This is a genomic window from Jatrophihabitans sp. YIM 134969 (genome assembly GCF_054456675.1).
The window spans coordinates 1-24,889 of record NZ_JBTJEQ010000006.1 but is presented as its reverse complement, the minus strand read 5'-3'; the positions used below and the strand labels follow the sequence as shown (position 1 = coordinate 24,889).

The 24,889-nt window shown below is 73.9% G+C and carries 25 protein-coding genes and 1 pseudogene; 9 read left to right on the top strand and 17 right to left on the bottom strand.

Annotation, left to right across the window (positions count from 1 at the left end; genetic code table 11):
- Positions 1–20: 20 nt before the first annotated feature.
- The 3 genes from ACXR2U_RS05040 to hemL all read right to left on the bottom strand — a co-directional run bounded on the left by ACXR2U_RS05040 (position 21) and on the right by hemL (position 2,596).
- Positions 21–470, bottom strand: coding sequence for an Hsp20/alpha crystallin family protein (locus ACXR2U_RS05040; RefSeq protein ID WP_458823838.1), 450 nt, complete (start codon positions 468–470; stop codon positions 21–23).
- A gap of 129 nt (positions 471–599) precedes the next feature.
- Positions 600–1,262 carry a histidine phosphatase family protein gene (locus tag ACXR2U_RS05035; RefSeq protein ID WP_458823837.1) on the bottom strand — a complete coding sequence of 221 codons (663 nt, stop codon included), beginning with the start codon at positions 1,260–1,262 and terminating at the stop codon, positions 600–602.
- Positions 1,259–2,596 (bottom strand): glutamate-1-semialdehyde 2,1-aminomutase, encoded by a 1,338-nt coding sequence (hemL, locus tag ACXR2U_RS05030; RefSeq protein WP_458823836.1) that lies wholly within the window; start codon positions 2,594–2,596, stop codon positions 1,259–1,261. Before hemL ends, ACXR2U_RS05035 begins: the two co-directional genes overlap by 4 nt.
- 246 nt (positions 2,597–2,842) lie before the next feature.
- On the opposite strand from hemL, the gene ACXR2U_RS05025 reads away from it, so the two are divergent.
- From ACXR2U_RS05025 to ACXR2U_RS05010, 4 genes are read left to right on the top strand one after another with little or no spacing between them, the layout of a single operon-like run.
- A complete protein-coding gene (locus ACXR2U_RS05025) occupies positions 2,843–3,352 on the top strand; it encodes a 2'-5' RNA ligase family protein (RefSeq protein WP_458823835.1) in 510 nt (169 codons plus the stop codon).
- Positions 3,353–3,382: 30 nt separating this feature from the next.
- Positions 3,383–6,580, top strand: a complete 3,198-nt coding sequence (locus ACXR2U_RS05020) for an FtsX-like permease family protein (protein WP_458823834.1) — start codon at positions 3,383–3,385, stop codon at positions 6,578–6,580.
- Positions 6,577–7,464 (top strand): ABC transporter ATP-binding protein, encoded by an 888-nt coding sequence (locus ACXR2U_RS05015; RefSeq protein WP_458823833.1) that lies wholly within the window; start codon positions 6,577–6,579, stop codon positions 7,462–7,464. Before ACXR2U_RS05020 ends, ACXR2U_RS05015 begins: the two co-directional genes overlap by 4 nt.
- Complete coding sequence (locus tag ACXR2U_RS05010; protein ID WP_458823832.1) at positions 7,461–8,108, top strand: ABC transporter ATP-binding protein; 648 nt, start codon at positions 7,461–7,463, stop codon at positions 8,106–8,108. Before ACXR2U_RS05015 ends, ACXR2U_RS05010 begins: the two co-directional genes overlap by 4 nt.
- 75 nt (positions 8,109–8,183) lie before the next feature.
- Here ACXR2U_RS05010 and ACXR2U_RS05005 read toward each other — a convergent pair whose 3' ends face one another.
- Both ACXR2U_RS05005 and ACXR2U_RS05000 read right to left on the bottom strand, forming a co-directional pair.
- A complete protein-coding gene (locus ACXR2U_RS05005) occupies positions 8,184–8,651 on the bottom strand; it encodes a PPOX class F420-dependent oxidoreductase (protein ID WP_458823831.1) in 468 nt (155 codons plus the stop codon).
- A gap of 9 nt (positions 8,652–8,660) precedes the next feature.
- A complete protein-coding gene (locus tag ACXR2U_RS05000; RefSeq protein WP_458823830.1) occupies positions 8,661–9,191 on the bottom strand; it encodes an AAA family ATPase in 531 nt (176 codons plus the stop codon).
- Positions 9,192–9,231: 40 nt separating this feature from the next.
- On the opposite strand from ACXR2U_RS05000, the gene ACXR2U_RS04995 reads away from it, so the two are divergent.
- Positions 9,232–10,287, top strand: coding sequence for a hypothetical protein (locus tag ACXR2U_RS04995; protein WP_458823829.1), 1,056 nt, complete (start codon positions 9,232–9,234; stop codon positions 10,285–10,287).
- Between the two features lie 150 nt (positions 10,288–10,437).
- Here the strand turns inward: ACXR2U_RS04995 and ACXR2U_RS04990 are convergent, their stop codons facing one another.
- Together ACXR2U_RS04990 and ACXR2U_RS04985 are read right to left on the bottom strand one after the other, a co-directional pair.
- The gene (locus tag ACXR2U_RS04990; protein ID WP_458823828.1) at positions 10,438–10,722 is read right to left on the bottom strand and encodes a hypothetical protein; all 285 of its coding nucleotides are present in this window, start codon (positions 10,720–10,722) and stop codon (positions 10,438–10,440) included.
- A 1-nt stretch (position 10,723) separates the two neighbouring features.
- Positions 10,724–11,449, bottom strand: coding sequence for a VOC family protein (locus ACXR2U_RS04985; protein ID WP_458823827.1), 726 nt, complete (start codon positions 11,447–11,449; stop codon positions 10,724–10,726).
- A 46-nt stretch (positions 11,450–11,495) separates the two neighbouring features.
- Here ACXR2U_RS04985 and ACXR2U_RS04980 point away from each other — a divergent pair, with 46 nt between their 5' ends.
- Complete coding sequence (locus ACXR2U_RS04980) at positions 11,496–12,188, top strand: B3/B4 domain-containing protein (protein ID WP_458823826.1); 693 nt, start codon at positions 11,496–11,498, stop codon at positions 12,186–12,188.
- A 99-nt stretch (positions 12,189–12,287) separates the two neighbouring features.
- Here the strand turns inward: ACXR2U_RS04980 and ACXR2U_RS04975 are convergent, their stop codons facing one another.
- Positions 12,288–13,754, bottom strand: a complete 1,467-nt coding sequence (locus tag ACXR2U_RS04975; RefSeq protein ID WP_458823825.1) for an MFS transporter — start codon at positions 13,752–13,754, stop codon at positions 12,288–12,290.
- Between ACXR2U_RS04975 and ACXR2U_RS04970 the strand changes: the two genes are divergently transcribed.
- Positions 13,746–14,252 (top strand): winged helix-turn-helix transcriptional regulator, encoded by a 507-nt coding sequence (locus ACXR2U_RS04970; RefSeq protein WP_458823824.1) that lies wholly within the window; start codon positions 13,746–13,748, stop codon positions 14,250–14,252. The two genes, ACXR2U_RS04975 and ACXR2U_RS04970, sit on opposite strands and share 9 nt — an antisense overlap.
- A 151-nt stretch (positions 14,253–14,403) precedes the next feature.
- Here ACXR2U_RS04970 and ACXR2U_RS04965 read toward each other — a convergent pair whose 3' ends face one another.
- From ACXR2U_RS04965 to ACXR2U_RS04925, 9 genes are all read right to left on the bottom strand, one after another.
- Complete coding sequence (locus ACXR2U_RS04965; protein ID WP_458823823.1) at positions 14,404–15,339, bottom strand: GNAT family N-acetyltransferase; 936 nt, start codon at positions 15,337–15,339, stop codon at positions 14,404–14,406.
- An 11-nt stretch (positions 15,340–15,350) separates the two neighbouring features.
- Positions 15,351–16,349, bottom strand: a complete 999-nt coding sequence (hemB, locus tag ACXR2U_RS04960) for a porphobilinogen synthase (protein WP_458823822.1) — start codon at positions 16,347–16,349, stop codon at positions 15,351–15,353.
- Complete coding sequence (locus ACXR2U_RS04955) at positions 16,346–16,852, bottom strand: heme-degrading domain-containing protein (protein ID WP_458823821.1); 507 nt, start codon at positions 16,850–16,852, stop codon at positions 16,346–16,348. The genes hemB and ACXR2U_RS04955 overlap by 4 nt, the downstream gene beginning before the upstream one ends.
- Positions 16,853–16,943: 91 nt before the next feature.
- Entirely contained in the window at positions 16,944–18,500 is a 1,557-nt protein-coding gene (locus ACXR2U_RS04950; protein WP_458823820.1) for a bifunctional uroporphyrinogen-III C-methyltransferase/uroporphyrinogen-III synthase, read from the bottom strand.
- Positions 18,497–19,450 carry a hydroxymethylbilane synthase gene (hemC, locus tag ACXR2U_RS04945; RefSeq protein WP_458823940.1) on the bottom strand — a complete coding sequence of 318 codons (954 nt, stop codon included), beginning with the start codon at positions 19,448–19,450 and terminating at the stop codon, positions 18,497–18,499. The genes ACXR2U_RS04950 and hemC overlap by 4 nt, the downstream gene beginning before the upstream one ends.
- Positions 19,447–20,784 carry a glutamyl-tRNA reductase gene (locus ACXR2U_RS04940; protein ID WP_458823819.1) on the bottom strand — a complete coding sequence of 446 codons (1,338 nt, stop codon included), beginning with the start codon at positions 20,782–20,784 and terminating at the stop codon, positions 19,447–19,449. The genes hemC and ACXR2U_RS04940 overlap by 4 nt, the downstream gene beginning before the upstream one ends.
- Complete coding sequence (locus tag ACXR2U_RS04935) at positions 20,781–21,500, bottom strand: redox-sensing transcriptional repressor Rex (RefSeq protein WP_458823818.1); 720 nt, start codon at positions 21,498–21,500, stop codon at positions 20,781–20,783. Before ACXR2U_RS04935 ends, ACXR2U_RS04940 begins: the two co-directional genes overlap by 4 nt.
- A 172-nt stretch (positions 21,501–21,672) precedes the next feature.
- Complete coding sequence (locus tag ACXR2U_RS04930) at positions 21,673–21,966, bottom strand: glutaredoxin family protein (protein ID WP_458823817.1); 294 nt, start codon at positions 21,964–21,966, stop codon at positions 21,673–21,675.
- Positions 21,963–23,441 (bottom strand): AMP-binding protein, encoded by a 1,479-nt coding sequence (locus ACXR2U_RS04925; RefSeq protein WP_458823816.1) that lies wholly within the window; start codon positions 23,439–23,441, stop codon positions 21,963–21,965. Before ACXR2U_RS04925 ends, ACXR2U_RS04930 begins: the two co-directional genes overlap by 4 nt.
- Positions 23,442–23,739: 298 nt before the next feature.
- On the opposite strand from ACXR2U_RS04925, the gene ACXR2U_RS04920 reads away from it, so the two are divergent.
- Both ACXR2U_RS04920 and ACXR2U_RS04915 read left to right on the top strand, forming a co-directional pair.
- Positions 23,740–24,462, top strand: coding sequence for a sigma-70 family RNA polymerase sigma factor (locus ACXR2U_RS04920; protein ID WP_458823939.1), 723 nt, complete (start codon positions 23,740–23,742; stop codon positions 24,460–24,462).
- A 142-nt stretch (positions 24,463–24,604) separates the two neighbouring features.
- A pseudogene (locus tag ACXR2U_RS04915) lies at positions 24,605–24,889 on the top strand (hypothetical protein); the annotation flags it as partial.

The window sequence follows — 24,889 nt, the reverse complement described above, 5'->3', positions numbered from 1 at the left end:
CCCTGATGGGACGGCGCAGGTCAGCTCGCGGTCGGCACGGACTCGATCGTGCGCGGGCCCTCGGTGGAGGTCTGCACCGCGATGCGGCGGGGCTTGGCCCGCTCGGCAACCGGGATGGTCAGCGTGAGCACGCCGTTGTCGTAGGTCGCGGTGATCGCGGCGGTGTCGACGCCGTCGCCCAGGGAGATGCGGCGCTGGTAGGTGCCGGCGAACCGCTCGTTCGCCAGCCACTGCACCGCGTCGTCGCCACCGCTGGCGCTGCGCTGGGCGGTCACGGTGAGGACGTCGTTCTCCACGTCGACGCTGATCGACCCCGGGTCGACACCCGGCAGGTCCGCGTGCAGGACGTGGTGGCCGTCGGCCTTGAACAGGTCCATCGGCATGAACCGCGGGACACGGTTCTGGCCGGGCTGGGCGACCAGCTGCTCGGCCAGGCGGTCGATGTCACGGAACGGGTCGAAACGCAGCATGGCAACCACCTCTCGGTTCGAGGTGCCCGGCACCCTGACGGGCACCGACGCACACGGTTCTACCCCGCCGAACTGGCACTCTCAACCATCGAGTGCCAGGTTCCTGAGACATCTCTCAGGCGCGCCAGCTCAAGCGCCGGGGACCTCACCCGGGGCGTCGGCGCCGACCGGTTCGGCGTAGCTCACGGCGGTCACGACCGGGCTCGCGGCCGGCCCGGTGACGGTGAACGAGGTGACGCTCGCGAGGGCGCACTCGCGGCTGCGCGGGCTGTGCGGCAACGGCCGACCCGAGAGGAACAGCCGGGTCACGTAGATGGGCAACTGGTGCGAGACGCAGACGGCGTCACCGCCGTGCTCGGCCGCCACGGCGCGGGCCGAGAGCAGCGCCGCGTACACGCGTTCAGCGATCTGCCGGTACGGCTCGCCCCACGAGGGCCGGGCCGGGTTGAGGAACAACGGCAGGTTGCGCGGCCGGATCGCCACCTTGGCCAGGTCGCGCGGGCCGAGGACCTGCTGACCCTCCAGCTTGTTGCCCGCCTCGATGAGGCGGTCGTCGACCACGACGTCGACACCGGTGCGCTCGGCGAGCGGTGCGATGGTCTCGCGGGCGCGCTCCAACGGTGAGCAGCGCAGGTGCACGATCCGTTCGCCGACGTGCTCGGTCAACGAGTCGGCGGCGACGACGGCCTGGCCGCGACCGCGTTCGGACAGGTGGAAGTCGGGCAGGCGTCCGTAGAGGATCTTGTCCGGGTTGAAGACCTCACCGTGCCGCAGCAGGTGGACGGTGGTCACGCGACCGCCTCGGCCGCGGCCTTCGCCGCGAGCGGCAACGCGGCCGCGATGCGGTCGATCGCGGCGTCGTCGTGGGCGGCGGTGAGGAACCAGGACTCGTACGCGCTCGGTGGCAGGTACACGCCCTGGTCGAGCATGGCGTGGAAGAAACCCTTGTAACGATCGAGGTTCGGACCCTGGGCCGCCTGCGCACCGGCGAAGTCGTGCACCGGGTCCGGGCCGAAGAAGACCGAGAACATGTTCCCGGCGAACTGCACGACGTGCTCGACCCCGGCAGCGGTCAACGCCTCCCCGGTGAGGCGCCCCACGACCTCGGCCGCGGCCCCGAGCTTCGCGTACACCTCGTCGGTGCAGTGGCGCAGGGTCGTGAGGCCCGCAGCCACCGCGACCGGGTTCCCCGAGAGCGTCCCGGCCTGGTAGACCGGCCCGCTCGGCGCCAGCCGGCTCATGATCTCCCGCGGACCGCCGAACGCGGCGGCCGGCAGGCCGCCGCCCATGACCTTGCCGAACGTGGTGATGTCGGCGGGGACGGGATCGAGGCCGTACCAGCCGGCGGGCGAGACCCGGAAGCCCGTCATGACCTCGTCGCTGATGAGCAACGCGCCGTACCGGGTGGCGATCTCGCGGAGGCCGGCGTTGAAGCCCGGCTGGGGCGGTACCGCGCCCATGTTGCCCGCCGCCGCCTCGGTGATGATGCAGGCGATGTCGTCGCCGTACTCGTCGAACGCCTGCTCGACCGCAACGAGATCGTTGTACGGAGCAACGATGGTCTCGGCGACCTCGGCGCCGGTGACACCGGGGGTGTCCGGCAGCGCGAGCGTGACCAGGCCCGATCCGCCCGCGGCCAGGAGAGCGTCGACGTGACCGTGGTAGCAGCCGGCGAACTTCACGACCTTGCGTCGGCCGGTGACCCCCCGCGCGAGCCGGATCGCCGACATGGTGGCCTCGGTGCCGGAGTTGACCAGCCGCACCTGCTCGACCGGGGAGGTGACGCCGTGGAGGTCGGCCGCGGCGTCGAGCTTGCCGGTGATGGCCTCGGCGAGCGCGACCTCACCCTCGGTGGGCGTGCCGAACGACGTCCCGCGCGCGACCGCGGCGGTGACGGCCTCGACGACGGCCGGGTGGGCGTGGCCCAGGATCATCGGCCCCCACGAGGCGACGCAGTCGACGTACTCGTTGCCGTCGACGTCGGTGAGGTACGCGCCGCGCCCGGACGCCATGAACCGCGGGGTGCCACCCACGGCCCGGAACGCCCGGACCGGCGAGTTGACGCCGCCGGGGACCAGTTCCTGCGCGCGGGCGAACAGGGCGGCCGAGCGGGCGTCAGACGTCACGCCTCCAGTGTCCCAGCGCCTCCCGGGCGGGGAGGCGTCAGGTCGACGCCGGTCGAGCCGGCTGCCCGCGACCCCGTCAGGTCCGGGATCGTCGAGGGTGATCGGGCAGCCGGTTCGCGGCGAGCGCGACGCGCGTGAACGCCCCGAGAGGGTGTCGATGCACCTCCTGGACGGCCGTGGCGGGCGGTACGGATGTCTGATCAACGACCGCGGACGCCAGGGGTTACTCGCGGGTAACGTCTGGTCGTGGACCCGCTCGTCGTGACCCTCGTGCTCGACCCCGACGCGACCGCGCGGTTCGACGAGCTTCGCTCGGAGCTGTTCCCGGCCGGACGGACGGCAGTCGGCGCCCACCTCACCCTCTTCCACGCGGTACCGGGCGAGCAGTGGCCGACCGTCGAGGCGGATCTCGAGCGGTGCGCCCGCCGCGGGCCCTTCCCACTGCGCGTCTCCGAGGTGGTCCCGCTCGGGCGGGGCGCGGCGTTCTGCCTCGAGTCGTCCGAACTGGAGGCGGTGCACCGCACCCTGCAACGGTCGTGGCGGGACACGCTCACCAAGCAGGACCAGCAGGGCCTCCGGGCGCACGTGACCGTCCAGAACAAGGTGACGCCCGAACAGGCACGGAGCACGGTGCAACGGTTGCGGGCCGGTTTCGCGCCGTACGAGGTGACGGCGCTCGGCCTCGCCGCCTGGCGCTACGTCGGCGGCCCGTGGGAGCCGCTGCGGGAGTTCCACTTCGCCGGGGGTCACGGCTGAGCGGGCGATTCGTGCATTAACGTCCGGTGGGTGCCCAGGGGAGCAGAGCGGCACGGTGAGCCGTCGCCGGTCCGCCGTCGGGTCCCCCGGCTGGTGCGGGCCCGCCTCGCCCACCGCCGCGGCGAGGCCGCGCTGCTGCTGGTGCTCGCGGCCCTGCTCGTGGCCGCCGCGGCCACGGGCCCCCTCTACGAACGGGCGGTCGAGCAGGCCGCGGTGCGCGCCGTGCTCGACGGGCAGGGGGTCGTCAGCCGGGGTCTCGAGGTCAGCGTCGACGCCGCGGGCGATGCGGCGAGCGTCCAGCCGACCGGGCGGGCCCGTGAGCTGTTCGACCCGCCGGTGGTGGGCACCGACGTCCCCGCGCAGTTCCGCACGGGCAGGTACCCGCGCCTGCAGACGACCCTCACGCACCGCGACCGACAGTGCGAGGAGCTGACGTTCACCACCGGGCGGTGCCCGACCGCCGAGGGTGAGGTCGTCACCAGCACGTCGACCGCGACCGCGCTGGGGCTGCAGGTCGGTTCGACCCTGGCGGTGCGGGTCCCGACCCTGACCGGTGACACCTCGACCGAGGTCCGGATCCGGGTGGTCGGGCTGTACCAGCCGTTCTCCTCCGACGACGCCTACTGGTTCGGTCATCCCTACAGCTCGTCGACCGGGTTGACCGAGTCCGACGACGGCCTGCACGCCGACGCCTTCTTCGGCACCGAGGGCCAGGTGACGGCACTCGCGGACCAACTGCAGACCGACCTGCCCGGCACCCTCCCGCGCCGGACCGTCGACCTCGCGCTGCGGGCGGATGACGTCAGCGTGGACGACGTCGGGGTCCTGCGGGGCGTCATCGCCGGGCTGGTGTCGAGCACCAGGACGCCGCGGGTGTCGGTCGTGACCGGACTGTCCGACGACCTCGACGCCATCGATGCACAGCGCAACGATGCTCGCACCGTCGTCCTCGTGCTCGCGGTGCAGCTCGCCGCCCTGGCGGCGATCGCCCTCGGGGTCGTCGTCGCGGCCGCCGCCGACCAGCGCCGCCCCGAACTCGCGCTGCTCCGGCTCCGCGGGCTCGGACGTTCCCGGACCGCGCTCGCCCTCACCCGCGAACTCGGTCTGCTGGTCGCGCTCGCCGTGGTCCCCGGCGTCGCGGTCGCCTGGCTGGTCACGTTCGCCGCGGCCGCGACCTGGCTCGGCCACGGGGTCCACCCCGAAGCTCGGCTGCCGGTCGTGCTCGCCGCGGTGGTCGCCGCCGTCGCGGGCCTGGTCATCGTGTTCGCCACCGCCTGGCGGACCGTGCGCGCCCCGATCTCCGCGCTGCTGCGCCAGGTCGGCGACACCGGTCGGCGGGGGATCGGGCTCGGCGAGGTGGCGGTCGCGGTCGTGGCCGTCGCGGGTCTGGTCACCGCGTCGGTGGGAGTCGGTGGCACCGGCGACGGCACGGGCTCGCCGTTGGCGCTGCTCACCCCGACGTGCGTGGCCGTCCTGGTCGGGATCGTCCTCAGCCGGCTCGTGGAGTTCGTCGCCCGGCGGTCCGGCGGCCGCCAGTTGGCCCGGGCCGCCCTGGCCCGGGGGCTCGGGCTGCTGGCCATCGCGCGGCGCACCGGGGCCCGGCTCACCGTCGTGATCCTCACCGTCGCGACCGCCCTGGTGGTGTTCGCCGCCCAGCAGGACGGTGTCGCGTCCGCCGCGAGGGCCGAGCGGGCGGCGGCGGTCGTCGGTGCGCCGGTCGTGCTGCAGGTGAGCGCCGCGAACGCCCCGGCCCTCCGGCAGGCGGTGCGGGCCGCCGATCCGGACGGGCGCTTCGCCACCCCGGTCGTCGTGGTCCGGCCGCCGGGGGTCGGCAGCGAACCGGTGGTCGCGGTCGACCCGTCGGGGTTCGGGACGGTCGCGACCTGGGGCCGCCCGGAGCTGGAACCCTCGGCGCGGACGCTGGTGTCGCTCACACCGACGACGACGGTCCGGCCGGTCACGGTGACCACCTCCGCGCTCACCCTGCGCGTGTCGTCCACGTGGTCGCGCCTGGCCGGGGCGATCGAGGACCCGGGTCCGGTCGTCGCCCCCAGCCCGTCGTTGACCCTGACGTTCCAGCACGGCGACGGGCGGTCCACGACCGCGTCGTTCGGACCGTTGCCGGCCCGGACGTCCTCGTCCGGGGTGGAGCTGCGGGCCGCGGTGTCGTGCACCGACGGCTGCCGTCTGGCGTCGATGGGCATCACCCGCCCGGTCCTCGACGACACCCCGCTCACCCTCGACCTCGGCCTCGCGTCGCTGACCACGGGCGACGGTGCGGCCGTCGACATCGGTCCGGGATCGGCCTGGGCGTCGCTCACGCCCGACACCCCCGTCCCGGGTACGACCACCGCGGCGTCGATCGAGGTCACCGACCTGCCCGTCCCGTCGCCGGGGATCCGGGTCCAGGCGGTCGACGTGGGCGGCAACGCGATCGCCCAGCACCTCGACGTGCCGCTGGCGCTGCCGGTCCTCGCGGCCGGCCCGCCCCCCACCGCCACGGACGACACCGGAGCAGTCACGGCCGCGACGTTCGCCGGAGGGACCGGACGCGTGCGGATCGTGGGGTCGCTGCCGTTCATCCCGCAGATCGGGAGCCCCGCCCTGCTCGAGGACATCGATCTCGCGAGCGCGACCGCACCGGAGTTCGACGTCACGGCCAGTCCCGCGGTCTGGCTCGCGGTCGACGACCCAGCACGGGAGGCGGCGCTGACCGCGACACTCCGCGACCACGACGTGGACGTGGTGTCCAGGTCGACGACCGCGGCGGCGGTGACGGGCTACGCGCAGACCGCGCCCGGTTGGTCCAACCAACTGGCACTCGTCGCCGGCGCGATCGCGGAACTGCTCGCGGTGCTGCTGGTGGCGCTGGTCGTGTTGACCGGACGCGCCGTCCGGCAGCGGGATCTCGCCGGCCTCCGGCTCGTCGGCATCGACCGTCGCACCCTGCAACGGTCGTCGTTGTGGGAGCTCGGTGTGCTGGTCGCGGTCGGCATGGTGGGCGGGGTGGTCGCGGGGCTGATCGGGGTCCGGGTGGCGCTGCCGTCGGTGCCGATCTTCGTCGCGGACCCGCCGGTGCCGATCCCGGTGGTGCACCCGTTGCAGTGGGGCTGGCTGGTCGGCGCGGTCGCCCTCGGCGTCGTCCTGCTGGTGCCGACCGTGGTGGTGCTGACCCGCAGGTTGGTCGCGGGCGCTCGCCCCGCGCGCGTGTCGGGGGACGACCGGTGACGCACGCTGCGGTCGACCCGTCCCCGGTCCGGGCCCGTGGCCTGGCGGTGTCGGCGCGCCGCCTCGTGCACATCTACCGGGTCGAGGGCAACGACGTCGTCGCGCTCACCAGCGTCGACCTGGAGGTCGCACCCGGTCAGGTGGTGGCCCTGCTGGGGCCGTCGGGTTCGGGCAAGTCGACGTTGCTGACGCTGCTCGCGGGTCTGCACCGACCGAGTGCTGGCGCGCTGGTGGTCGGCGACGTCGACCTCGCCCGGGCGGACGAAGCCGCGCGTGACCGGTTGCGGGCCACCGAGGTCGGGGTGCTGCTGCAGGGCGCCGGCCGCAATCTGTTGCCCTATGCAACACCGGTGCAGAACGTCGAGCGCGCCCAGGCGGTCGCGCGCCGCCTGGGCCGGTCGCTGCCGTCACCGCACGAGATGCTCGACCTGGTCGGGGTGGCTGATCTCGCCGACGCCCGGCTCGCGACGCTGCCCCCGGGCCTGGTGCAGGTCGTGGCCGTGGCGGTCGCGACCTCGGCGCTGCCCGGCCTGCTGCTCGCCGACGAACCGACCAGCCAACTCGACCACGCCCACCGCGACGACGTGCTCGCTGCGATCAAGGCCGTCAACGAGGCGGTCGGGACCACGGTCCTGCTCGTGACCCACGACCTCGAGGTGGCCAACCGGCTCCCGCGCCAGGTGACGATCCGCGACGGCCGCATCGGGGCCGAGGGCCTGGGTGCCGCCGAGCTCGCCGTGGTCGGCGGCGACGGCACCGTGCAGCTCCCGCCGGACATCGCCTCCGAGTTCCCGCCGGGATCGCTGCTGCGGGTCCGACGGCTGCCCGGCGGCGAGATCGTGCTGGAGTCGACCGTCGACACCCCATCGGAGGAACCGTCGTGACCACGCCTGCGATCGCCGCCAGTGGGGTGGTGGTCCGCTACGGCGAGGTCACCGCCGTGGCGGGGGTCGACCTCGCGGTCGAGGCCGGGCAAGTGGTCGCGGTGACCGGGCCGTCCGGCGCCGGCAAGTCGTCCCTGCTGGCGGCGCTGGCCGGGTTGCGGCCGCCGGCCGCGGGTGAGGTGCACGTGGGTGGTGCACCACTGCGCGACCACGACGACGCCGTCGAGCACGGCGTGGTGATCGTTCCCCAGGGCAACGGTCTGGTGCGGGTGCTCACCGCGGCCGAGAACGTGGCCGTCGCGGTGCTCGGACGTCGGGACGACGTGGACGACGTCGTGGCGGCCGCGTTGGCCGCAGTGGGTCTCGACGGCGCGGCGGGGCAACTGGTCGAGGAGTTGTCGGGTGGTCAGCAGCAACGCCTCGCCGTGGCCCGCGGCCTGGCCCAGCGCGGGAAGGTCGTGCTGGCCGACGAACCCACCAGCGAGCTCGACGCCGGCAACCGCGAACGGGTCGTGGCCCTGTTGCGGGCCGAGGCCGAGCGTGGCGCGGCCGTCGTGTTCGCCACCCACGATCCCGACGGCGCCGCCGCCTGCGACGCCGAGCTGCGCCTCGACGACGGCGTGGCGTCGTGGGTGCGCCGCTGAAGGCTGCTCCAGCCGCCTGAGGGCTGCCTAACCACCCAGGGGATCAGCCGCCCTGGGGATCAGGCGCCCGGAAACTCAGCCGGTCTGGGTGAGCCGGGCCGGGAAGCCGCCGGTGGCGATCGGGCCCCACCGCTCGATCGTGATGCGCAGCAGGCTCTTGCCCTGCCGCTGCATGGCCTCGCGGTACTCGTCCCAGTCGGGGTGCTCGCCGCTGATGGAGCGGAAGTAGGTCACGAAGTCCTCGACTGCCTCGGGCATGTCCAGCACCTCGCCACTGCCGTCGACCTGCACCCAGGCGTCGTCGAAGTCGTCGGACAGGAACAGCATCGACACCCGCGGGTCGCGCCGGACGTTGGCCGTCTTGGCGCGTTCGGGGTACGTCGAGATCAGGATGCGGCCCTCGGGGTCGATGCCGCAGGCGACCGGCGACAGCTGCGGCCGGCCGTCGCGGCGGGTGGTGACGACGATCCCGTGGTGGCGCGGGCGGATGAACTCGAGCAACGCGTCGCGGTCGACGCGGTCGGCGGTGGCAGTCTTCGGCACGCCCCCTACCTACCCCGATCCGTCGGCTCCGGCACGCAACGCCTGCTCGACCCGCTCGACGGTGACGCCGACGTCGGCGCTGGCGTCGACGAGGTGGACGTGGCGTCGTCCGGCCAGCAGGTCGGTGAACCGGGCGTGCATCGCCGGCCAACTCTCGTCCGCCCCGACCAGCTGCGGCACGTCACCGCGAGCGGTGAACCGCTCCTGCCCCACCGCCGCGTCGGTGACCAGCGCGACCTCGACGAATTCCGAATCCGTTGCAGTGCACAACGATCCCAGCTGTTCGATGAAGTCGACCCGGCCGAGGTACTGCGGCACGACGACGTCGTGCCCGTCGCGCAGGTGCCGCTCGGCCATGGCCAGCGCGAGGCGACGGGTGGCGAGGTACGAGGCCGTCACGTCGCCGTCGGTGTCGCCGAGGAGCGACCGCACGACGTCGAGGTCGAGCATCAGGGACAACGACCGGGCGTCGGCGAGCTCCCGCGCCACCGTCGACTTCCCGACCCCCGGTGCGCCGTTGAGCAGGATCAGCCGGGCCATCTCAGCATTGTGGCGCTAGGTTGCCCGCCGAGGAGGCGTGATGAGCACAGGCCCGTACGTGTTGGGGCCGTCCCACGCGCCCGAGAGGCCGGTGCTGCGCCCTGGCCGCCGACCGTGGGCCGACAACGACACCGCCGTCGCGGTCGTGTTGGCCGGGTTCCTCATGATCGCCGCGGCGGTCAGCCTGTACGGCACCGGCGGCATGCCCGACGACATCCAGAGCTGCCCGTCACTCGCCGCCGTCGACACCGTGCGCCCCGAACTCCGGGGCAGCTGCTCGCTCTGGCGCGACGACCGCGCGCACTTCATCCGCCGCCTCGGCGTCGTCGGCCTGGTGGTCGCCGCGCTCGGAGTGCTGACGGCCGGCCGCCGCTGGTGGAACAACGGTGAGGTCCGGCTGACGACCTGGAAGACCGTGACCTGGAGCCTGCTCACCCCGGTCGCGTTCCTGTTCTTCCTGGCCCCGACCCTGCCGGCCGGCCAGGCGAACGACGGCGTCTACACCGCCCTCGGTCCGGTGCTCGTGGCCGGCGCGGTCTACGTGACGTGGCGGGCTGCCTCGTGGTCGAGGGCCGCAAGCCTGCGGGCCCATCTGTTGTCGGCCGCGACGATGTCCGTGCCGCTGGTCTGCGCCGGCACGGCGCTCGCCGAGGCGTACCGGTGGCGCTCGCCCTCGCGGCCGTTCCGGGTCCAGGAGGCCGACTTCCCGTACGGTTCGGGCGGCGTCACGCCCGTGTCGATCCTCCTCGTGGTGACCGCGGTGCTGTTCGCGGCGGCCGTCCTGCTCGCCCGACTCGGACGCCGGGCGCCGAACGTGTGGCTGGGCGGCCTGCTCTTCGCGGTGTCGGTGGCCGTCACCGTGCCGGTCTTCGTCCCCGACCTCGTCCCGGCCTGGCGCAACGTCGACGCCACCGGCTGGGACGCCCCCGGTCCGGGCGTGTGGTTGCCGGTCCTGCTCGCTCCGGCCGCACTGACCCTGTCGGTCTGGGCCGCCTCCGCGCTCCGCCGCGACCCGGCGGCGCCGCCGCGAACGCCGCGACCGCGTTCACGTGAACGCGCCTCTCGGCGTGTCGTCGATGCCATCCAACGACTCTGACCCTGGCCTGCCCTGGACGTAGGACTGCGAAGGCGGGCGTCAGCACCCTCCCCGAGCCCGTTGGTGGGCAATGCCACCCACCTCCTCGGGCGATGTGCCTGGTAGCGGGCACATCGCCGCCCGATGTGCCCGCTGACGGGCACATCGGCGTCAGGATGGGCGGGGGACGTCGGCTTCCCAGCGGGCGCGGCGCTCGGCGTCGGTCTGCTCCCACCACGGCGTGCCGCGTTCACCGAGCGCCACCTTGGCGGCCTGGACCCCGGCGCGGACGCGGGGTTCGTCGTCGGTGCCGCGGGCGGTCTTCACCGCGCGGCGCCAGGCCATCAGGACCGAGCGCAGTTCGGCGGCACGGTCCTCTGGGATGTCCGGATCGGTCGCGCGCCACCGGCGTCCGTCGACCACGATGTAGCGGCCGTCGTCGGTGTGTTCGACCACCTCACTCGGCCCGGGCGGGCAGGACGCAGAACTCGTTGCCGGACGGGTCGGTGTACACGCGCCACGGCAGGTCGCCCCACCCGTGGTCGAGCCGGACGCCGCCCCGCTCGACGATCGCCGCGGTCACGGCGTCGGCGTCGTCGTCGCCCGCTTCCAGCCGGATGTCGAGGTGGACGCGGTTCTTGCCGTCGCCCTTCGCGGCGGGTTCCGGGCACAGCTCGAGCAGCGGACCGCGACGCGACGGGTGGCGCAGCGACCGCGGCGCGACCCCGTCGACGTGGGTCCAGCCGGTGAGCCACGACCAGAAGGCCGCGTCGCGGTCGGGATCGGCGACGTCGAGCGGCAGCGCGGCCAACGGGCCGGTGTCGGTGTAGGCGGAACGTTCCTCCATGACGCAGAAGGGGTTGCCGGCCGGGTCGGCGAGCACGACCCACGGCACGTCGCCCTGGCCGATGTCGAGGTGGGTCGCGCCGAGCGCGAGCAGCCGCTCGACCACGGCGCTCTGCTCGGCGCCCCCGAGCAGGTCGAGGTGCAGCCGCAGCAGCGAGGTCGGGGCGCGGTCGACGGTCTGGAAGCAGAGGTCGAGCACGCAACCGCCACCGGCGTCGAGGCGGGTCTCGTACCCGGCGGGCTCGTCGGTCAGTGGCTCGGTGCCCAGCGCCGCCTCCCAGAAGCGGCCGACCCGGCCCGGGTCGACGGCGTCGAACACGATGTTCTCGAGGTACACGCGGCCACCGTAACGGCGGGAGTGCGGTGTGACAGGGTCACGTTCCGTGACCGATCCCCAGGCGTGGCTGGCCGCCGTGACCATCGACCCCGCCGTCCACGAGCTCCGCCCGGACTACGTCGCCGTCGTCCTCGTCGCCGAGAACGTCACCGGCGGTCCGAGCGACAGCGCCAGCGAGGCGTTGCTGACCTCTGCCGAGGCGCGCACCCGAGAGTTCGACGGCACGCCGCCGCACGTCGAGTCCTGGCGCGAGGCCTACCGGGCCTTCGGCGCGAAGCCGCAACGCACCCGACCCAGCGTCGACGCGCTGCTGCGCCGGGTCGGCGACGGACTCCCCCGCATCGACCGCATCACCGACGCGTACAACGCCGTCTCGATCTCCCACGCCGTCCCGCTCGGCGGCGAGGACCTCGACGCGTACGTGGGTCCCGCGCGCCTGACCCGCGCCGACGGCACCGAGGACTTCGACACGACGAAGGAGGGCGCGGACGTCGTCGAACACCCCGAGGCCGGCGAGGTGGTCTGGCGCGACGACACCGGCGTGACCTGCCGACGCTGGAACTGGCGCCAGTGCACCCGCACCCGGCTGACGACCGCCACGACCCGCGCGTTCTTCGTCCTCGACGGCCTGGACCCCCTCGGGGTCGACGGCACGGTCGCGGCCGCCGACGCGCTGCAGACCGCGCTCGAGACCGTCAGCCCCGGCGTCGTCGTCGCCCGGCGGGTGCTCACCGCCTGACGGAGATCCGGCCGCGTGCCGGACGCCGCTGGAATCACCTGCGGATCAGTGATCGGTTCCTTGCGACATGGCGCGAGGAACCGATCACTGATCACGGGCTCAGACCGGCTCGGACACCGGCTCGACGGCGACCGCCGGTGCCCGGCGCGGGGTCATCCCCGGCGCGGCGAGGGCGGCGAGCGCGGCCACGGCGGCGAACGCCCACCAGGTGTGCTGGAACGCGGCGTGGGCGGCGGCGTACCCGACCGGCACCCCGAGCACCGCGACGACCAGGCTCACGCCGAGGGCGGTGCCGATCTGCCGGTTCATGTTGACGACGGCGCTCCCGGTGGCCGCGCGGGCCGGCGGCAGGTCGGCCGTGGCCGACGACAGGATCGACGGCAGCGCCAGACCGACCCCGACACCCCCGATCAGCCAGCCGGGCAGCACGCTGCCGGCGTAGTCGGGTGTCGGACCGACGAGCAGCGAGGTGAGCACGCCACCCACGCCGACCAGCACGCAGCCGACGGCGACCAGGTACCCCACCGGGATGCGGTGGGCCAGGCGGTGCGCGACGGCCGCGAAGATCGGGACCATGAGCGGTCCGGGCGCGATCGCGAACCCCGTCTTGATCGGCGAGTAGTCCCAGACCTGCTGCATCCAGAGGATGTTGGTCAACAGCGCCGCGGCGAAGGGCACCGCGAACAGGAGCGCGGTCGCGTTCGCCCAGGCGAAGGCCCGCACCCGCAACAGCGCCGGTTCAACGACCGGAACCGGGTGGCGCCGGGAGCTCAGCGTGAAGGCCCCGAACGCGACGACGGTGACGACCCACGCCGCCACGGTGCGCCCGCTCGCCCACCCCCAGTCCGGGCCCTCGACCAAGCCGAGGGTCAGGGCGCCGATCGAGACCGCCAGCAGGACGGCGCCGCGGACGTCGGGCAGCGCGGTGACCGACTCGTCGCGCGAACGCGGCACGAGCCGCGCCGCGGCCACCAGCGCGACGACCCCGATAGGCAGGTTGACCAGGAACACCCAGCGCCACGAGGCCTCGACCAGCAGCCCACCGACCGCCGGGCCGAGCGCGGCCGCGAGCGCACCGGTGGCGGCCCAGATCCGCACGGCCCCCGCGCGTCGTTCCGGCGGCATCGAGGCCACGACCAGGCCGAGGCTCGCGGGGGTCAGCAGCGCGGCGCCGACGGCTTGCACGGCGCGGAACGCCACGAGCCACCAGACGCCGTCCGCCGCCGCGCACGCGACGCTCGCCAGGGTGAAGACGCCGAGCCCGACGAGGAAACCGCCCTTGCGGCCGTAACGGTCGGCGATTCGGCCGGCCGGTACGAGCAGGGCGGCGTAGACGATCGCGTACGCGTTGAGCACCCACGACAACTGCGAGAGCGTCGTGCCGGAGAAGTCGGCGCCGATGTCGTCGAAGGCGACGTTGACAATGAAGACGTCGAGGCTCGCCATGAACGCCGCGAGCGACAGCACGGCGAGGACGAGCGAAGGGCGCTGACTCTGGTTCGGCACAGCCAGCACGGTACCGAGCTGACTATGACGAACACAAGCTAGACTCCTCCCGTGGCTCATGACACCGCCGTCCTCGAGGGCCCTCTGGCCGACCGCGACGCGTGGACCGACGAGCAGTGCCCGGTCCGCGGCACACTCGACATCGTCGGCACCCGGTCGGCGATCCTGCTGCTGCGCGAGGCCTTCTACGGCACCACCCGGTTCGACGACTTCGCCGCGCGCGTCCGCATCTCCGACGCCGTGGCCGCGGCACGCCTGCGCGAGCTGACCGCGGCGGGTCTGTTCGAGAAGGTGCCGTACCGCGAGGACGGCGCCCGCACCCGGTACGAGTACGTGCTGACCGAGTCCGGCCGCGACCTCGTCCCCGCCGTGCTCGCCCTGTTCGAGTGGGGCTCGCGTCACCTCTCGGCCGACGGCCGCGGCCCGCTGCGCATGCGGCACGACGGCTGCGGCGCCGACATCCACCTCACCGTCACCTGCGACGAGGGGCACGCCGTCCCTCTCGGCGAACTCGCCGTCCAGGCGGCGCCGCGTCGCACCCGTCGCCCGACCTCGTGACGGGCGCCGCGACCTCCGCCCGGTGAAGCGAGTGGTCACTTCCTCCCGTGAATGGTCACAGATTCCCGCCCACTCACGGGGTTTCGTGACCACTCGCCGAGGACGGACGCCCTACACCGAGGCCGGACGCCCTACACCGAGGCCGGACGCCCTACTCCGAGGGCGTGAGCGCGCGGCGCATGACCACCCGGCGCCCCATGACGTCCATCCCGTGCTCGTTCTCCTCGGCGCGCAACGCGACCAGACCCGGGGTCCACTGCTCCGACGGCACCTCGACGAAACCGTGGCGGGCGTAGAAGGGGCCGTTCCAGGCGACGTCGCCGAAGGTGCACAGCGTCACCGCGGAGTGGCCGTTCTCCGCCGCCCAGGTGACGACCCGGTCCAACAGCGCCGTGCCGACCCCGCGCCGCATGTGGCTCGGCAGCACCGAGAGCTGTTCGAGGTGCGGGGTGCCGTCGACCAGTTCGACCCGCGCCAACCCGACCGGCGGGCGGCCGGCGACGAACAACGCCGCCGACGCCGCGTACGTCGCGACGTCCGCGGCCGGCGGCAACGGCGGGAAGCCCGCGACCGAGAACACCGTGTCGGAACGGGTTTCCAGCTCGGGCAGACCGCCCAGATCGGCGGGCTCGGCCGGTCGCACCTCGAGCAGCACCGGGGTGGCCCGGAAGCCCAGCGCGCCCGCGAGTTGCTCGGGCTTGCGGGTCGGGACGCCGAGGACCCCACCGCCCTTCACCCGCACGCCGACCAACGTCGACCCGCGCGGCGACGGCGCGATGGCCGCGACCCCGACGTCGGCGGGGACGTCGACGCCGTCGATCTGCGCGCGGTCGAAGGAGTGTTCGCCGACCACGAGCTGGTCCCTCGTGATCGCGATGGACCGCAGCCGCTGCGAAGCCGCCACGGCGAGGGCGTCGAACCCGCAGATGAGCACGAAGGCCGCGAGCCACGCCCAGAAGTGCGCCCCGCCGCCGCCCAGGACGTAGTCGGCGATCGCGCCGGCGGCGATGGCCACGCCCAGCGCGACGGTGCTGCGGTAGGACCGGGGGTGCTCGCGGTAGATCTCGACCCCGGGCGTGGGGCGCACGCGCGCCCGGCCTAGGCGAACCGCTGGGCGAACTCGGTCGCCCAGTAGGTGAGGATCATCGACGCGCCCGCCCGGCGGATGGCCGTGAGCGTCTCGGGGATCACACGGTCGCGGTCGAGCCACCCGTTCGCCGCGGCGGCTTCGACCATCGCGTACTCCCCGCTGACCTGGTAGGCCGCCACGGGAACCGGGCTGGCGTCGGCGATGGTGCGCAGGATGTCGAGGTACGGCAGCGCCGGCTTGACCATGATCGCGTCGGCGCCCTCGGCGACGTCGAGCGACGCCTCGGCCAACGCCTCGCGCTCGCCTCGGGCGTGGTCCTGCTGGTAGGTCTTGCGGTCGCCGCGCAACGACGACCCGACCGCCTCCCGGAACGGGCCGTAGAAGCCGGAGGCGTACTTGGCGGCGTAGGCGAGGATCCCGACGTCCTGGTGCCCGGCGGCGTCGAGCGCGGCCCGGACGACGCCGACCTGGCCGTCCATCATCCCGCTGGTGCCGACCATGTGGCTGCCGGCGGCGGCCTGCGCCACGCCCATCGCGGCGTACCGCTCGAGGGTGGCGTCGTTGTCCACTGCACCGTTCTCGTCGAGGACGCCGCAGTGGCCGTGGTCGGTGAACTCGTCGAGGCAGAGGTCGGCCATGAGCACGGTGTCGTCGCCGAGTTCCGCGCGCAGCCGCTGCATGGCGACGTTGAGGATGGCGTCGGGGTCGTCGGCGCCCGAGCCGATCGCATCCTTGTGCAACGGAACGCCGTAGACCATGATCCCGCCGACCCCGGCCTGGGTGGCCTCGACCGCCGCCTTCACGAGCGAGTCGAGCGTGTGCTGCACCGCCCCGGGCATCGAGGTGATGGCCACCGGCTCGTCGATCCCCTCCCGGACGAACACCGGGAGGACCAGGTTCTGCGGCCGGACGTCGACGTCGGCCGCGAGCCGACGCAGGGCCGGGGTGGCGCGCATCCGGCGCGGCCGGAAGGCGGGGAACGCGGGCAGATCGGGAAGCGGACTCACGCCTCCGAGGGTACGGCGGCCAGGTGGGCGCGGAGCGCCTCGACGACCAGGGCGTGGTCGTCGGCCTGCGGCAGGCCGGAGACCGTGACGGTGCCGATCGGACCCGCCCCGGCGATGCGGATCGGGAAGCAGCCGCCGTGGGCGGCGTAGCGCACGGGGTCGAGCCCGGAGTCGGCGTCGAAGACCTTGCCCGCGGCGGCCATCCGCCGTCCGACCAGGAACGAGCTCGCCCCGAACCGGTCGACGGTGCGCACCTTGCGCTCGACCCACACGTCGTTGTCCGGCGTGGTGCCGGCCAGCGCGGCGTGGAACAGCTGCTGGCCGTGGCGGCGGATGTCGATCGTCACCCCGAGGCCCCGCTCACGGGCCAGGTCGACCAGGCGGGTCCCCAGCGCCCACGCGTCGTCGTGGTCGAACCGGGTGAACACGAGCTCGCGTTCCTGGTCCTCGAGCGTCGCGATGAGATCGGTGAGGTCGTCGTCGGGACTCGAGTGGCTCGGCACCCTCGGAACGGTATCCGCCCGACCTGGTGGAACGCCGCGAGCCCCGGCGGTCACGTGGACCACCGGGGCTCGCGGGACGGACCGGGACGACTCAGCGACGCGAGCGCGACCGCTTCGGGGCCTCGGCCGCCGTGGCGGCGGCGGCACCCTGCTCGGCGGCGCGGGCGACCGCGAACTCGGCCAGGGCGTCGACCAGGGCCTCGACGTTGGCCTCGTCCGGCTGCACGTCGACGCGCAGACCGAACTCGGTCGCGGTGGCGGCCGTCTGCGGGCCGATGGCCGCGACCACGGTGCGGGCGTGGGGCTTGCCGGCGATGCCGACCAGGTTCCGGACCGTGGAACTCGAGGTGAAGCAGACGGCCTGGAAGCCGCCGGACTTGATCGCGTCGCGGATCGGCGCGGCCGGCGGCGCGGCGCGGACGGTCCGGTAGGCGGTGACGTCGTCGATCTCCCAGCCGCGCTCGCGCAGGCCGGCGGCGAGGGTCTCGGTGGCGATGTCGGCGCGGGGCAGCAGGACCCGGTTGATGGGGTCGAGCACCTCGTCGTAGTCCGGGAAGTCCGCGAGCAGACCCTCCGAGCTCTGCTCGCCCGAGGGCAGCAGCTCCGGCTCGATGCCGAAGGCGCGGACGGCGTCGGCGGTGGCCGTGCCGACACAGGCGATCTTGACGCCGGCGAAGGCGCGGGCGTCCAGACCGAACTCCGCGAACTTCTCGCGGACGGCCTTGACCGCGTTGGTCGAGGTGAACACGATCCACTCGAAGCGGCCGGTCACCAGACCCTTGATCGCGCGCTCCATCTGCGTGGGCGTGCGCGGCGGCTCGACGGCGATGGTCGGGACCTCGACCGGCACCGCGCCGTACTGGCGCAGCCGGGCGCTCATGGTGCCCGCCTGCTCCTTGGTGCGCGGCACCAGGACGCGCCACCCGAACAGCGGGCGGCTCTCCCACCAGCCGAGCTTCTCGGCCGAGGCGACGGCCTTGCCGACGGTGACGACGACCGTGCCGGTCACGCCCGCGCCGAGCAGTTCGAGCTCGCCCAGGGTGCCGACGACGGTGTGCTCGCCGGAGCCGGTGGCGTCGGCGGTGACCGCGGCCGGGGTGTCGGGCTTCTTGCCGGCGGAGACCAGCTCGCGGGTGACCCGCTCGAGCTCGGCGGCGTCGGTGGTGACCTGCACGGTGCCCGCGACGGCGGCGACGGTGTCCCAGTCGATCGTTGCACCAGGCAACAAGGTGACCGACGTGGTGACCGCGCCCGTGGCGATACCGGCGTACGCGGCGGCACCGCGGGCGGTGTCGACACCGGGGATGACCTCGTAGGGCACGACGGTCTTGGCGACGGCCGCGATCTCCTTGACCACGGCGTCGTTGGCCATGACGTCACCCGCGACCAGGCGGACCACGGTGGCCCCGCCGCGCGCCTCGGTCAGCGCGACCTTCGAGGTGTCGGCGCCGGCGGCGTCGACCACCCGCACCTCCGCGCCGGAGGCGGTCCCGGCGGCGTCGCGCAGGGTCTCCGGCACACCGGGGTCGCAGAGGACCAGTTGGGACTCGGCGAGGGCGGCGCCCGCCCGCGCACTGAGCAGGTCGACGTCACCCGCCCCGGCTCCGAGGAACGAGATGCGGCCCGTCGGCTTGCGCACTCGGGTCATGTGGAACTCCCCATCATGGTGTCAGCACCGAGATCGATCAGCTCGGCGGCGAGCCGCCGGCCGATTCCCTCGGCATCGGTGAGCGGACCGGTCGCGGACAGCCGGACGGCATCGCTGCCGTCGACCGCCGTGACCGACGCCCGCAGGTACAACTCGTCGGGTTCGCCGTCGTCCCCGGGGTCCCCGAGGGCGATGTCGGCGAGCGCCCCGACCGGCGCACTGCACCCCGCCTCGAGTGCTTCGAGGACGGCACGTTCGGCGACGACCGCGGCCCGCGTGGCCGGATCGTCGAGCACTGCGACCCACGCGGCGACGACGTCGTCGTCCGCGCGGACCTCGACCGCGAGCGCGCCCTGGGCCGGAGCCGGCAGCAGCTGGGTCGGGTCGAGCACCTCGGTCACCTCGTCCTGACGACCGAGCCGGCGCAACCCGGCCGCCGCGAGGACGACACCGTCGACCCGACCGGACGTCACCGCGGCCAACCGGGTGTCGACGTTCCCACGGATCGGCTCCACGACCAAACCGAGTCCGAGCGCGAGCAACTGGGCCGCGCGGCGCGGCGAGCCGGTTCCGAGGACCGAGCCCTCGGGCAGTTCGCCGAGGGTCAGACGGTCACGGGCGACGAGGACGTCGCGCGGGTCCTCCCGGACCGGCACGGCACCGATCGCGAGACCGGGTGCGGGTGCGGTCGGCAGGTCCTTGTAGCTGTGGATCGCGAGGTCGATGCGGTGCTCGAGCAGGGCGGTCCGCAACGAGGTCACGAACACCCCCGTGCCGCCGATCTGCGCCAAGGCGGCCTTCGACACGTCACCCTCGGTGACGATGGGGACGATCTCGACCGCGATCGGCTCATCCGTTGCGGCCTGCAACGATCGCACCACCAGGTCGGTCTGGGTGCGGGCGAGCGCGCTGTTGCGGGTCCCGACCCGCAGCGTGCGGACGGCGGTCACGACGACCACTCCGGCACGGTCGGCCGGGTCGCGGACGCGCCGCCGACCGCGCGCGACCCGGTGGTGTCGTCACGGACCGCCGCGACCGACTCGGCCGAGGCCGGGTCGAGGTCGAACAGGGCACGCAACGCGGCCGTGTAGTCGGCGCCGTCGGGAGCCGCGGCCAGTTCCTTCACCCGCACCGTTGGTACGTGCAACAGTTTCTCGACCGCGCGGCGCACGGCTGACTCGACCTCGGTCCGGGTGCGGTCGTCCATGCCGGGCAGTCGACCCTCGAGCCGGGCCACCTCGGCGGCCACGACCTCGCCCGCCCGCTGCCGCAACGCGGTGACGGTCGGGGTGACGGCGTGCTGCCGCTGCGCGGCCAGGTAGTGGTCCAGCTCGCCGGTGACGATGGCGTCGGCCGCGGCGACGTCGGAGTCGTCGACGACCGCGCCGTCGATGACCCGCAGCGACGCCAGGTCGAGCAGGGTGACGCCCGGGAGCGCGCCGACGGCCGGGTCGATGTCGCGGGGCACGGCGAGGTCGAGGACCAACAGGGGCCGCGCGGAGCGGTCGCCGACGAGGTCGGCGTCGATCACGGTGCCGACCGCTCCGGTCGAGCTCACGAGCACGTCGGCGTCGGCGACGACGGCCGCGAGGTCCTCGAGGCCGGCGGGGAGTCCGCCGACGGCGGCGGCGAGTCGCTCGGCGCGAGCGGCGCCCCGGTTGGCCACCGTGATCGAGCCCGCACCGCGACGCATGGCGGTGGTCGCGGCGAGGGCGCCCATCGCCCCGGCACCCACGACGGCGACCGATGACTGCTGCAACGATCCGGCGCGGTCGAGCGCGACGGAGACGACCGAGGCACCGGCGTGGTCGATGGCGGTCTCGGAGTGCACCCGCTTGCCGACGTGCAGCGACCGCTGGGCGAGGTCGTGCAGGACGGTGCCGACGGCGCCGTTCGCGACCGCGGCGGCGTAGGCGTCGCGCACCTGACCGAGGATCTGCGACTCCCCGACGACCATGGAGTCCAACCCCGCCGACACCCGGAAGATGTGCTGCACGGCCGGGGCGGCGTAGTGGACGTAGAGGTGGCGACCGAGTTCGGCGACCGAGGTGCCGGCGCGGCGGGCCAGCACCGAACTGATCTCGGCGACGGCCGGGTGGAACATCGTGACGTCGGCGTAGACCTCGACCCGGTTGCAGGTCGCGAGGACCAGCGCCTCGTCGATGCACGGGGCCCCGGTGAGCTCGTCGAGGGTCTTGGCGACGTCGTCGCCCGAGAGCGTCACCGACTCCAGGACGTCCAGCGGGGCGGTCAGGTGCGACAGCCCGATGACCAGCACGCTCATGCGTGACCACCTCGCGCGAGGTGGGCGACGCCCGCGGGGGCGGCCGCCTTGCGACGCTCGTGGAACGACAGGATCTGCAGCTCGCCCGCGAGGTCGACCTTGCGGACGTCGACGTCGGCGGGCACCGACAACACGACCGGTGCGAAGTTGAGGATCGAGCGCACGCCGCAGGCCACCAGCCGGTCGCAGACCTCCTGGGCCGCCGCGGCGGGGGTGGCGAGGACGCCGATCGAGATGTGCTCGCGCTCGACCAGTTCGGCGAGGTGGTCCAGGTGCTGGACCGTGAGGCCGTGCACGACCGTGCCGACCCGGCCCGGCTCGACGTCGAGCAGCGCGGCGATGCGGAACCCGCGGCTGCCGAAGCCGCCGTAGCCCGCGAGCGCCTGGCCGAGGTTGCCGACGCCGATCAACGCGACGACGCGGTCCTCGGTCAGCCCGAGCACCCGCGAGACCTGCTCGGCGAGGGTGTCGACGTGGTAGCCGACGCCGCGCACCCCGTACGAGCCGAGGTAGGACAGGTCCTTGCGGAGCAGACCGGCGTTGACGCCGGCGAGGGTGGCCAGGGCGTCGGAGGAGACGGTCGCGGTCCCGCCGTCGGCGAGGGCCGAGAGCGCGCGCAGGTACACCGACAACCGGGCGACCGTGGCTTCCGGGACGGCGCGGTCCGGCGTGGCGACGGGCGTGGTGGCGCCGTCGGCCGGGGCGTCGGGGCTCACGCGTGGACCCGGGCGGAGGAGGCTGCGGCGCGCGTCACCAGGTGTGGTAGGGCGAGCGGCACTCCGGCGAGGTTACGCGCTTGTGAACGCGTTCACAAATCCGTGAACCGGGTCACCACCCCCGATGAACCCTGGCCTGCAGGGGTCTGGAGCCGGTGAAGTCAAGCCGCGCTCAGCGGGCCCCGACGGCCGCCCGCAACCGGTCCGGTTCGACCCGCCAGTAGCCGTGTTCGACGCCGTCGACGAGCAGCACCGGCACCAGGTCGGCCCACCGCGCGCGGTCGTCCGCGGCGACGTCGGCGTCGAGGTCACGCACCGCGACGCGGAACCCGAGCTCGGCGGCGAGAACACGGACGTCGGCCTCGGCGGTCTCGCAGAGGTGGCACCCCTCACGGGTCACCACGGTCACCTCGTGCTCGGCGGGCGGCGCGACCGGTTGGCGGCGACGCGGGAGCCAGCGGCTCACGACGCGGGGACGGCCGCGTCCGCGAGCCGCCACTTCTGCACCTTGCCCGTGACGGTGTGGGGCAGCGACCCGACGATCTCCACCCGTGCGGGGACCTTGTAGCGGGCCAGCGAGGAGCGCGCGGCCTCGCGCACCGCCTCGGCGTCCGGTGTCGCGTCGGGCAACCCGACCACGTAGGCGACGACGGCCTCACCGGTGCGGTCGTCGGGCACCCCGACCACCGCGACCTCGGCGACGCCGGGCAGCTGGCCGATCACCGACTCGACCTCGGCCGGGTAGACGTTGAAGCCGTTGACGATGACGAGGTCGGTGGTGCGACCGACCAGCCAGAGGTTGCCGTCGTCGTCACGCACGGCGATGTCGCCGGTGGCGAACCACCCGTCGACCGGGCCGTCGCGGCCGTCCGGCCAGTACCCGGAGAACAGGTTGTCGCCACGGACGGTCAGCTGCCCCGGGTCGCCGTCGTCGACCTCGTCACCGCCGACGTCGAGCAGGCGGACCTCGATCCCCGGCAGGGGCCGGCCGATCGAGCCGGGCGTCGGGTCGGCGCGGACGCCGGGCCGCGCGCCGATGGCGTTACAGGTGAGGACCGGTGCCGTCTCGGTCATGCCGTAGCCCTCGAACAACGCGACCCCGTCTGACGCGTACTCGCGCACGAGCGCGGCGGGCAGGGCCGACGCCCCCGAGAGCGCCAACCGCACCCCGGCGAACGCCTCGCGGACCGGGACCCGGGCCGACCACGCCGCGTACATCGGCGGTGCCCCGACCACGACGGTGACACCGTGTGCGGCGACGGCCGCGGCACACGCCACCGGGTCGAAGTGGGCCGCGAGCACGGTGGTCGTGGCGTTCCACAGCACGACCCCGAGCGCCGCGCCGAGCCCGAAGACGTGGAACAGCGGCAACGGCAGCAGGACGACGTCGTCAGGGGTGACGAGCGCGGGCTCGATGGCGGCGACCTGCGCGACGTTGGCGACCATCGCCCGGGCCGAGAGCATCGCGCCCCGCGGGCGGCCGCTGGTCCCGCTCGTGTAGAGCAGGACGGCCAGGTCCTCGCCGGTGCGGTCCAGGTGCGGGTCGTCCGCGGCGGGAGGCCCGGTGAGGTCGAGGACCTCGACCCCCTCGGGCAGTCCCGCGGGCGTCGTCGGGCCGACGACGGCGCGGGCGCCGGAGTCGGTGAGCACGTGGGTCAGCTCGGGTGCGGTGAGCGCGGGGTTGACCGGGCAGGACACCAGGCCGGCCCGCAGGGCGGCGAGGTGTTCGACGACCAGGGCCACCGAGGTCGGCCGGACGAGGACGACCCGGTCACCCGGGGTCAGGCCCGCGGCGACGAGCGCGGCAGCCGCCGCACTGACCCGGGCCTCGAGCTCGGCCCAGGTGACCGTGGCGTCGTCGGCGACGAACGCGACCCGGTCGCCGTGGTCCGCTGCCGCACGGCGCAGCAGGTCGCCGGGGCAGGCGACCGCGACGTCCATGGAGCCGCACGCTACTGGCGTCGGGAGGGCCGCTCCAGCCGGACACGGACCGAACTGTCTGACGCGACAGATTCTCGTCTGCGAGAGAGCGGGAGCGGGGTGGACATTCCGGGCACGCGACCTCTTTCCGGTGGCCGGATGTCCGATGCGGCTTGTAGATTCTCGTTTCACCTGAGGTCGGCGTGACGTCAGGCGGAGAGGACGGGCGTTGTCCGACGCGAGCAGCGCGTACGGCCACCCACGGCGAGCGGACCCGGTCCCCTCCGTGTGGGCGCTGCTCCCACCCTCCGTCACGGCGCTGGCGGCGTTGCGCGACGCCGTGCGCGGCGTCCTCGACGCCGAGAGCTCGGCCCACGCCCTCGAGCCGGACGAGCCGCGCCGCGGCGGTCGTCACCTGCGGGCGGTGGGAGTTCCCGGCCGCAAGGCCGTGGAACCGGAGGAGCCCGAGGTCGAGGACGACCACCGCGAGGTCTGGCAGCTGGTCGAACGGGCTCGCGACGGCGACGGCGAGGCGTTCGGGCTGATCTACGACCGCTACGCCGACGTCGTCTACCGGTACGTCTTCTACCGGGTCGGCGACCGCGGCCTCGCCGAGGACCTCACCAGCGAGACCTTCCTGCGGGCCCTGCGGCGGATCGGCTCGTTCACCTACCAGGGCCGTGACATCGGCGCGTGGCTCGTGACCATCGCCCGCAACCTCATCCTCGACCACGTGAAGTCGGCGCGGTCGCGGCTGGAGAGCACGACCGACGAGATCGGCCTGGTCGGCGACCACGCGTCCAGCACGGTCCGCCCGCCCACCCCCGAGGTGCTCGTCCTCGACTCGTTGACGTCGGCGGCCCTCATGGAAGCGGTCGACGCCCTCAACCTCGAACAGCGGGAGTGCGTGCTGCTGCGGTTCGTGCAGGGCTTCTCGGTCTCCGAGACCGCGGCGATCATGGGCAAGAACGACGGCGCCATCAAGGCGTTGCAGCACCGCGCAGTCCGCAAGTTGGCGACGCTCGTCGGGGACTCGTTGTGACGACCGGCGGTGTCGTTGTGGGTTCCCCCAGAATTGGAACCCCCGGTACCGCATCCCTTCGGCCGGTGGGGTCGTTGGAGTGGTCGCCCGCCACGTCCGGACGGGTGACCGCACGTCCCCCGGCCGAGGTAGGTGAGCGCTCGTGATGTTCCCCGCGCGCCGCCTCGACGGCCCCGTCGAACGCAAGGTCGTCGCCGCACTCGAAGCGGTCGGCGCCGGGCGGTCGACCGTCCGACTCCCCGCCATGTCGGACTCGTTCCGCGACGAGTTGCGCGCCCAGCTCGTGGCGGTGACCCCGCGCCTGGTGGCGGAAGGTGTCCGACCCGGGACCGAGACCGCTCCGCGCGCGACCGCCTCGACTGCCGGGACCCGCACCGCTTCCCGCGCCGCCGACCGGCCCAGCCGCCGCGCCGCCGCCGCGCCGCGG

Excerpts from the sequence above, each read along its gene's own strand:
- ACXR2U_RS05040 (WP_458823838.1), bottom strand. The coding sequence starts at position 470 with ATGCTGCGTTTCGACCCGTTCCGTGACATCGACCGCCTGGCCGAGCAG.
- ACXR2U_RS05000 (WP_458823830.1), bottom strand. The coding sequence starts at position 9,191 with ATGGCCCGGCTGATCCTGCTCAACGGCGCACCGGGGGTCGGGAAGTCG.
- ACXR2U_RS04995 (WP_458823829.1), top strand. The coding sequence starts at position 9,232 with ATGAGCACAGGCCCGTACGTGTTGGGGCCGTCCCACGCGCCCGAGAGG.
- ACXR2U_RS04975 (WP_458823825.1), bottom strand. The coding sequence starts at position 13,754 with ATGAGCCACGGGAGGAGTCTAGCTTGTGTTCGTCATAGTCAGCTCGGT.
- ACXR2U_RS04950 (WP_458823820.1), bottom strand. The coding sequence starts at position 18,500 with ATGACCCGAGTGCGCAAGCCGACGGGCCGCATCTCGTTCCTCGGAGCC.
- ACXR2U_RS04940 (WP_458823819.1), bottom strand. The coding sequence starts at position 20,784 with ATGAGCGTGCTGGTCATCGGGCTGTCGCACCTGACCGCCCCGCTGGAC.
- ACXR2U_RS04925 (WP_458823816.1), bottom strand. The coding sequence starts at position 23,441 with ATGGACGTCGCGGTCGCCTGCCCCGGCGACCTGCTGCGCCGTGCGGCA.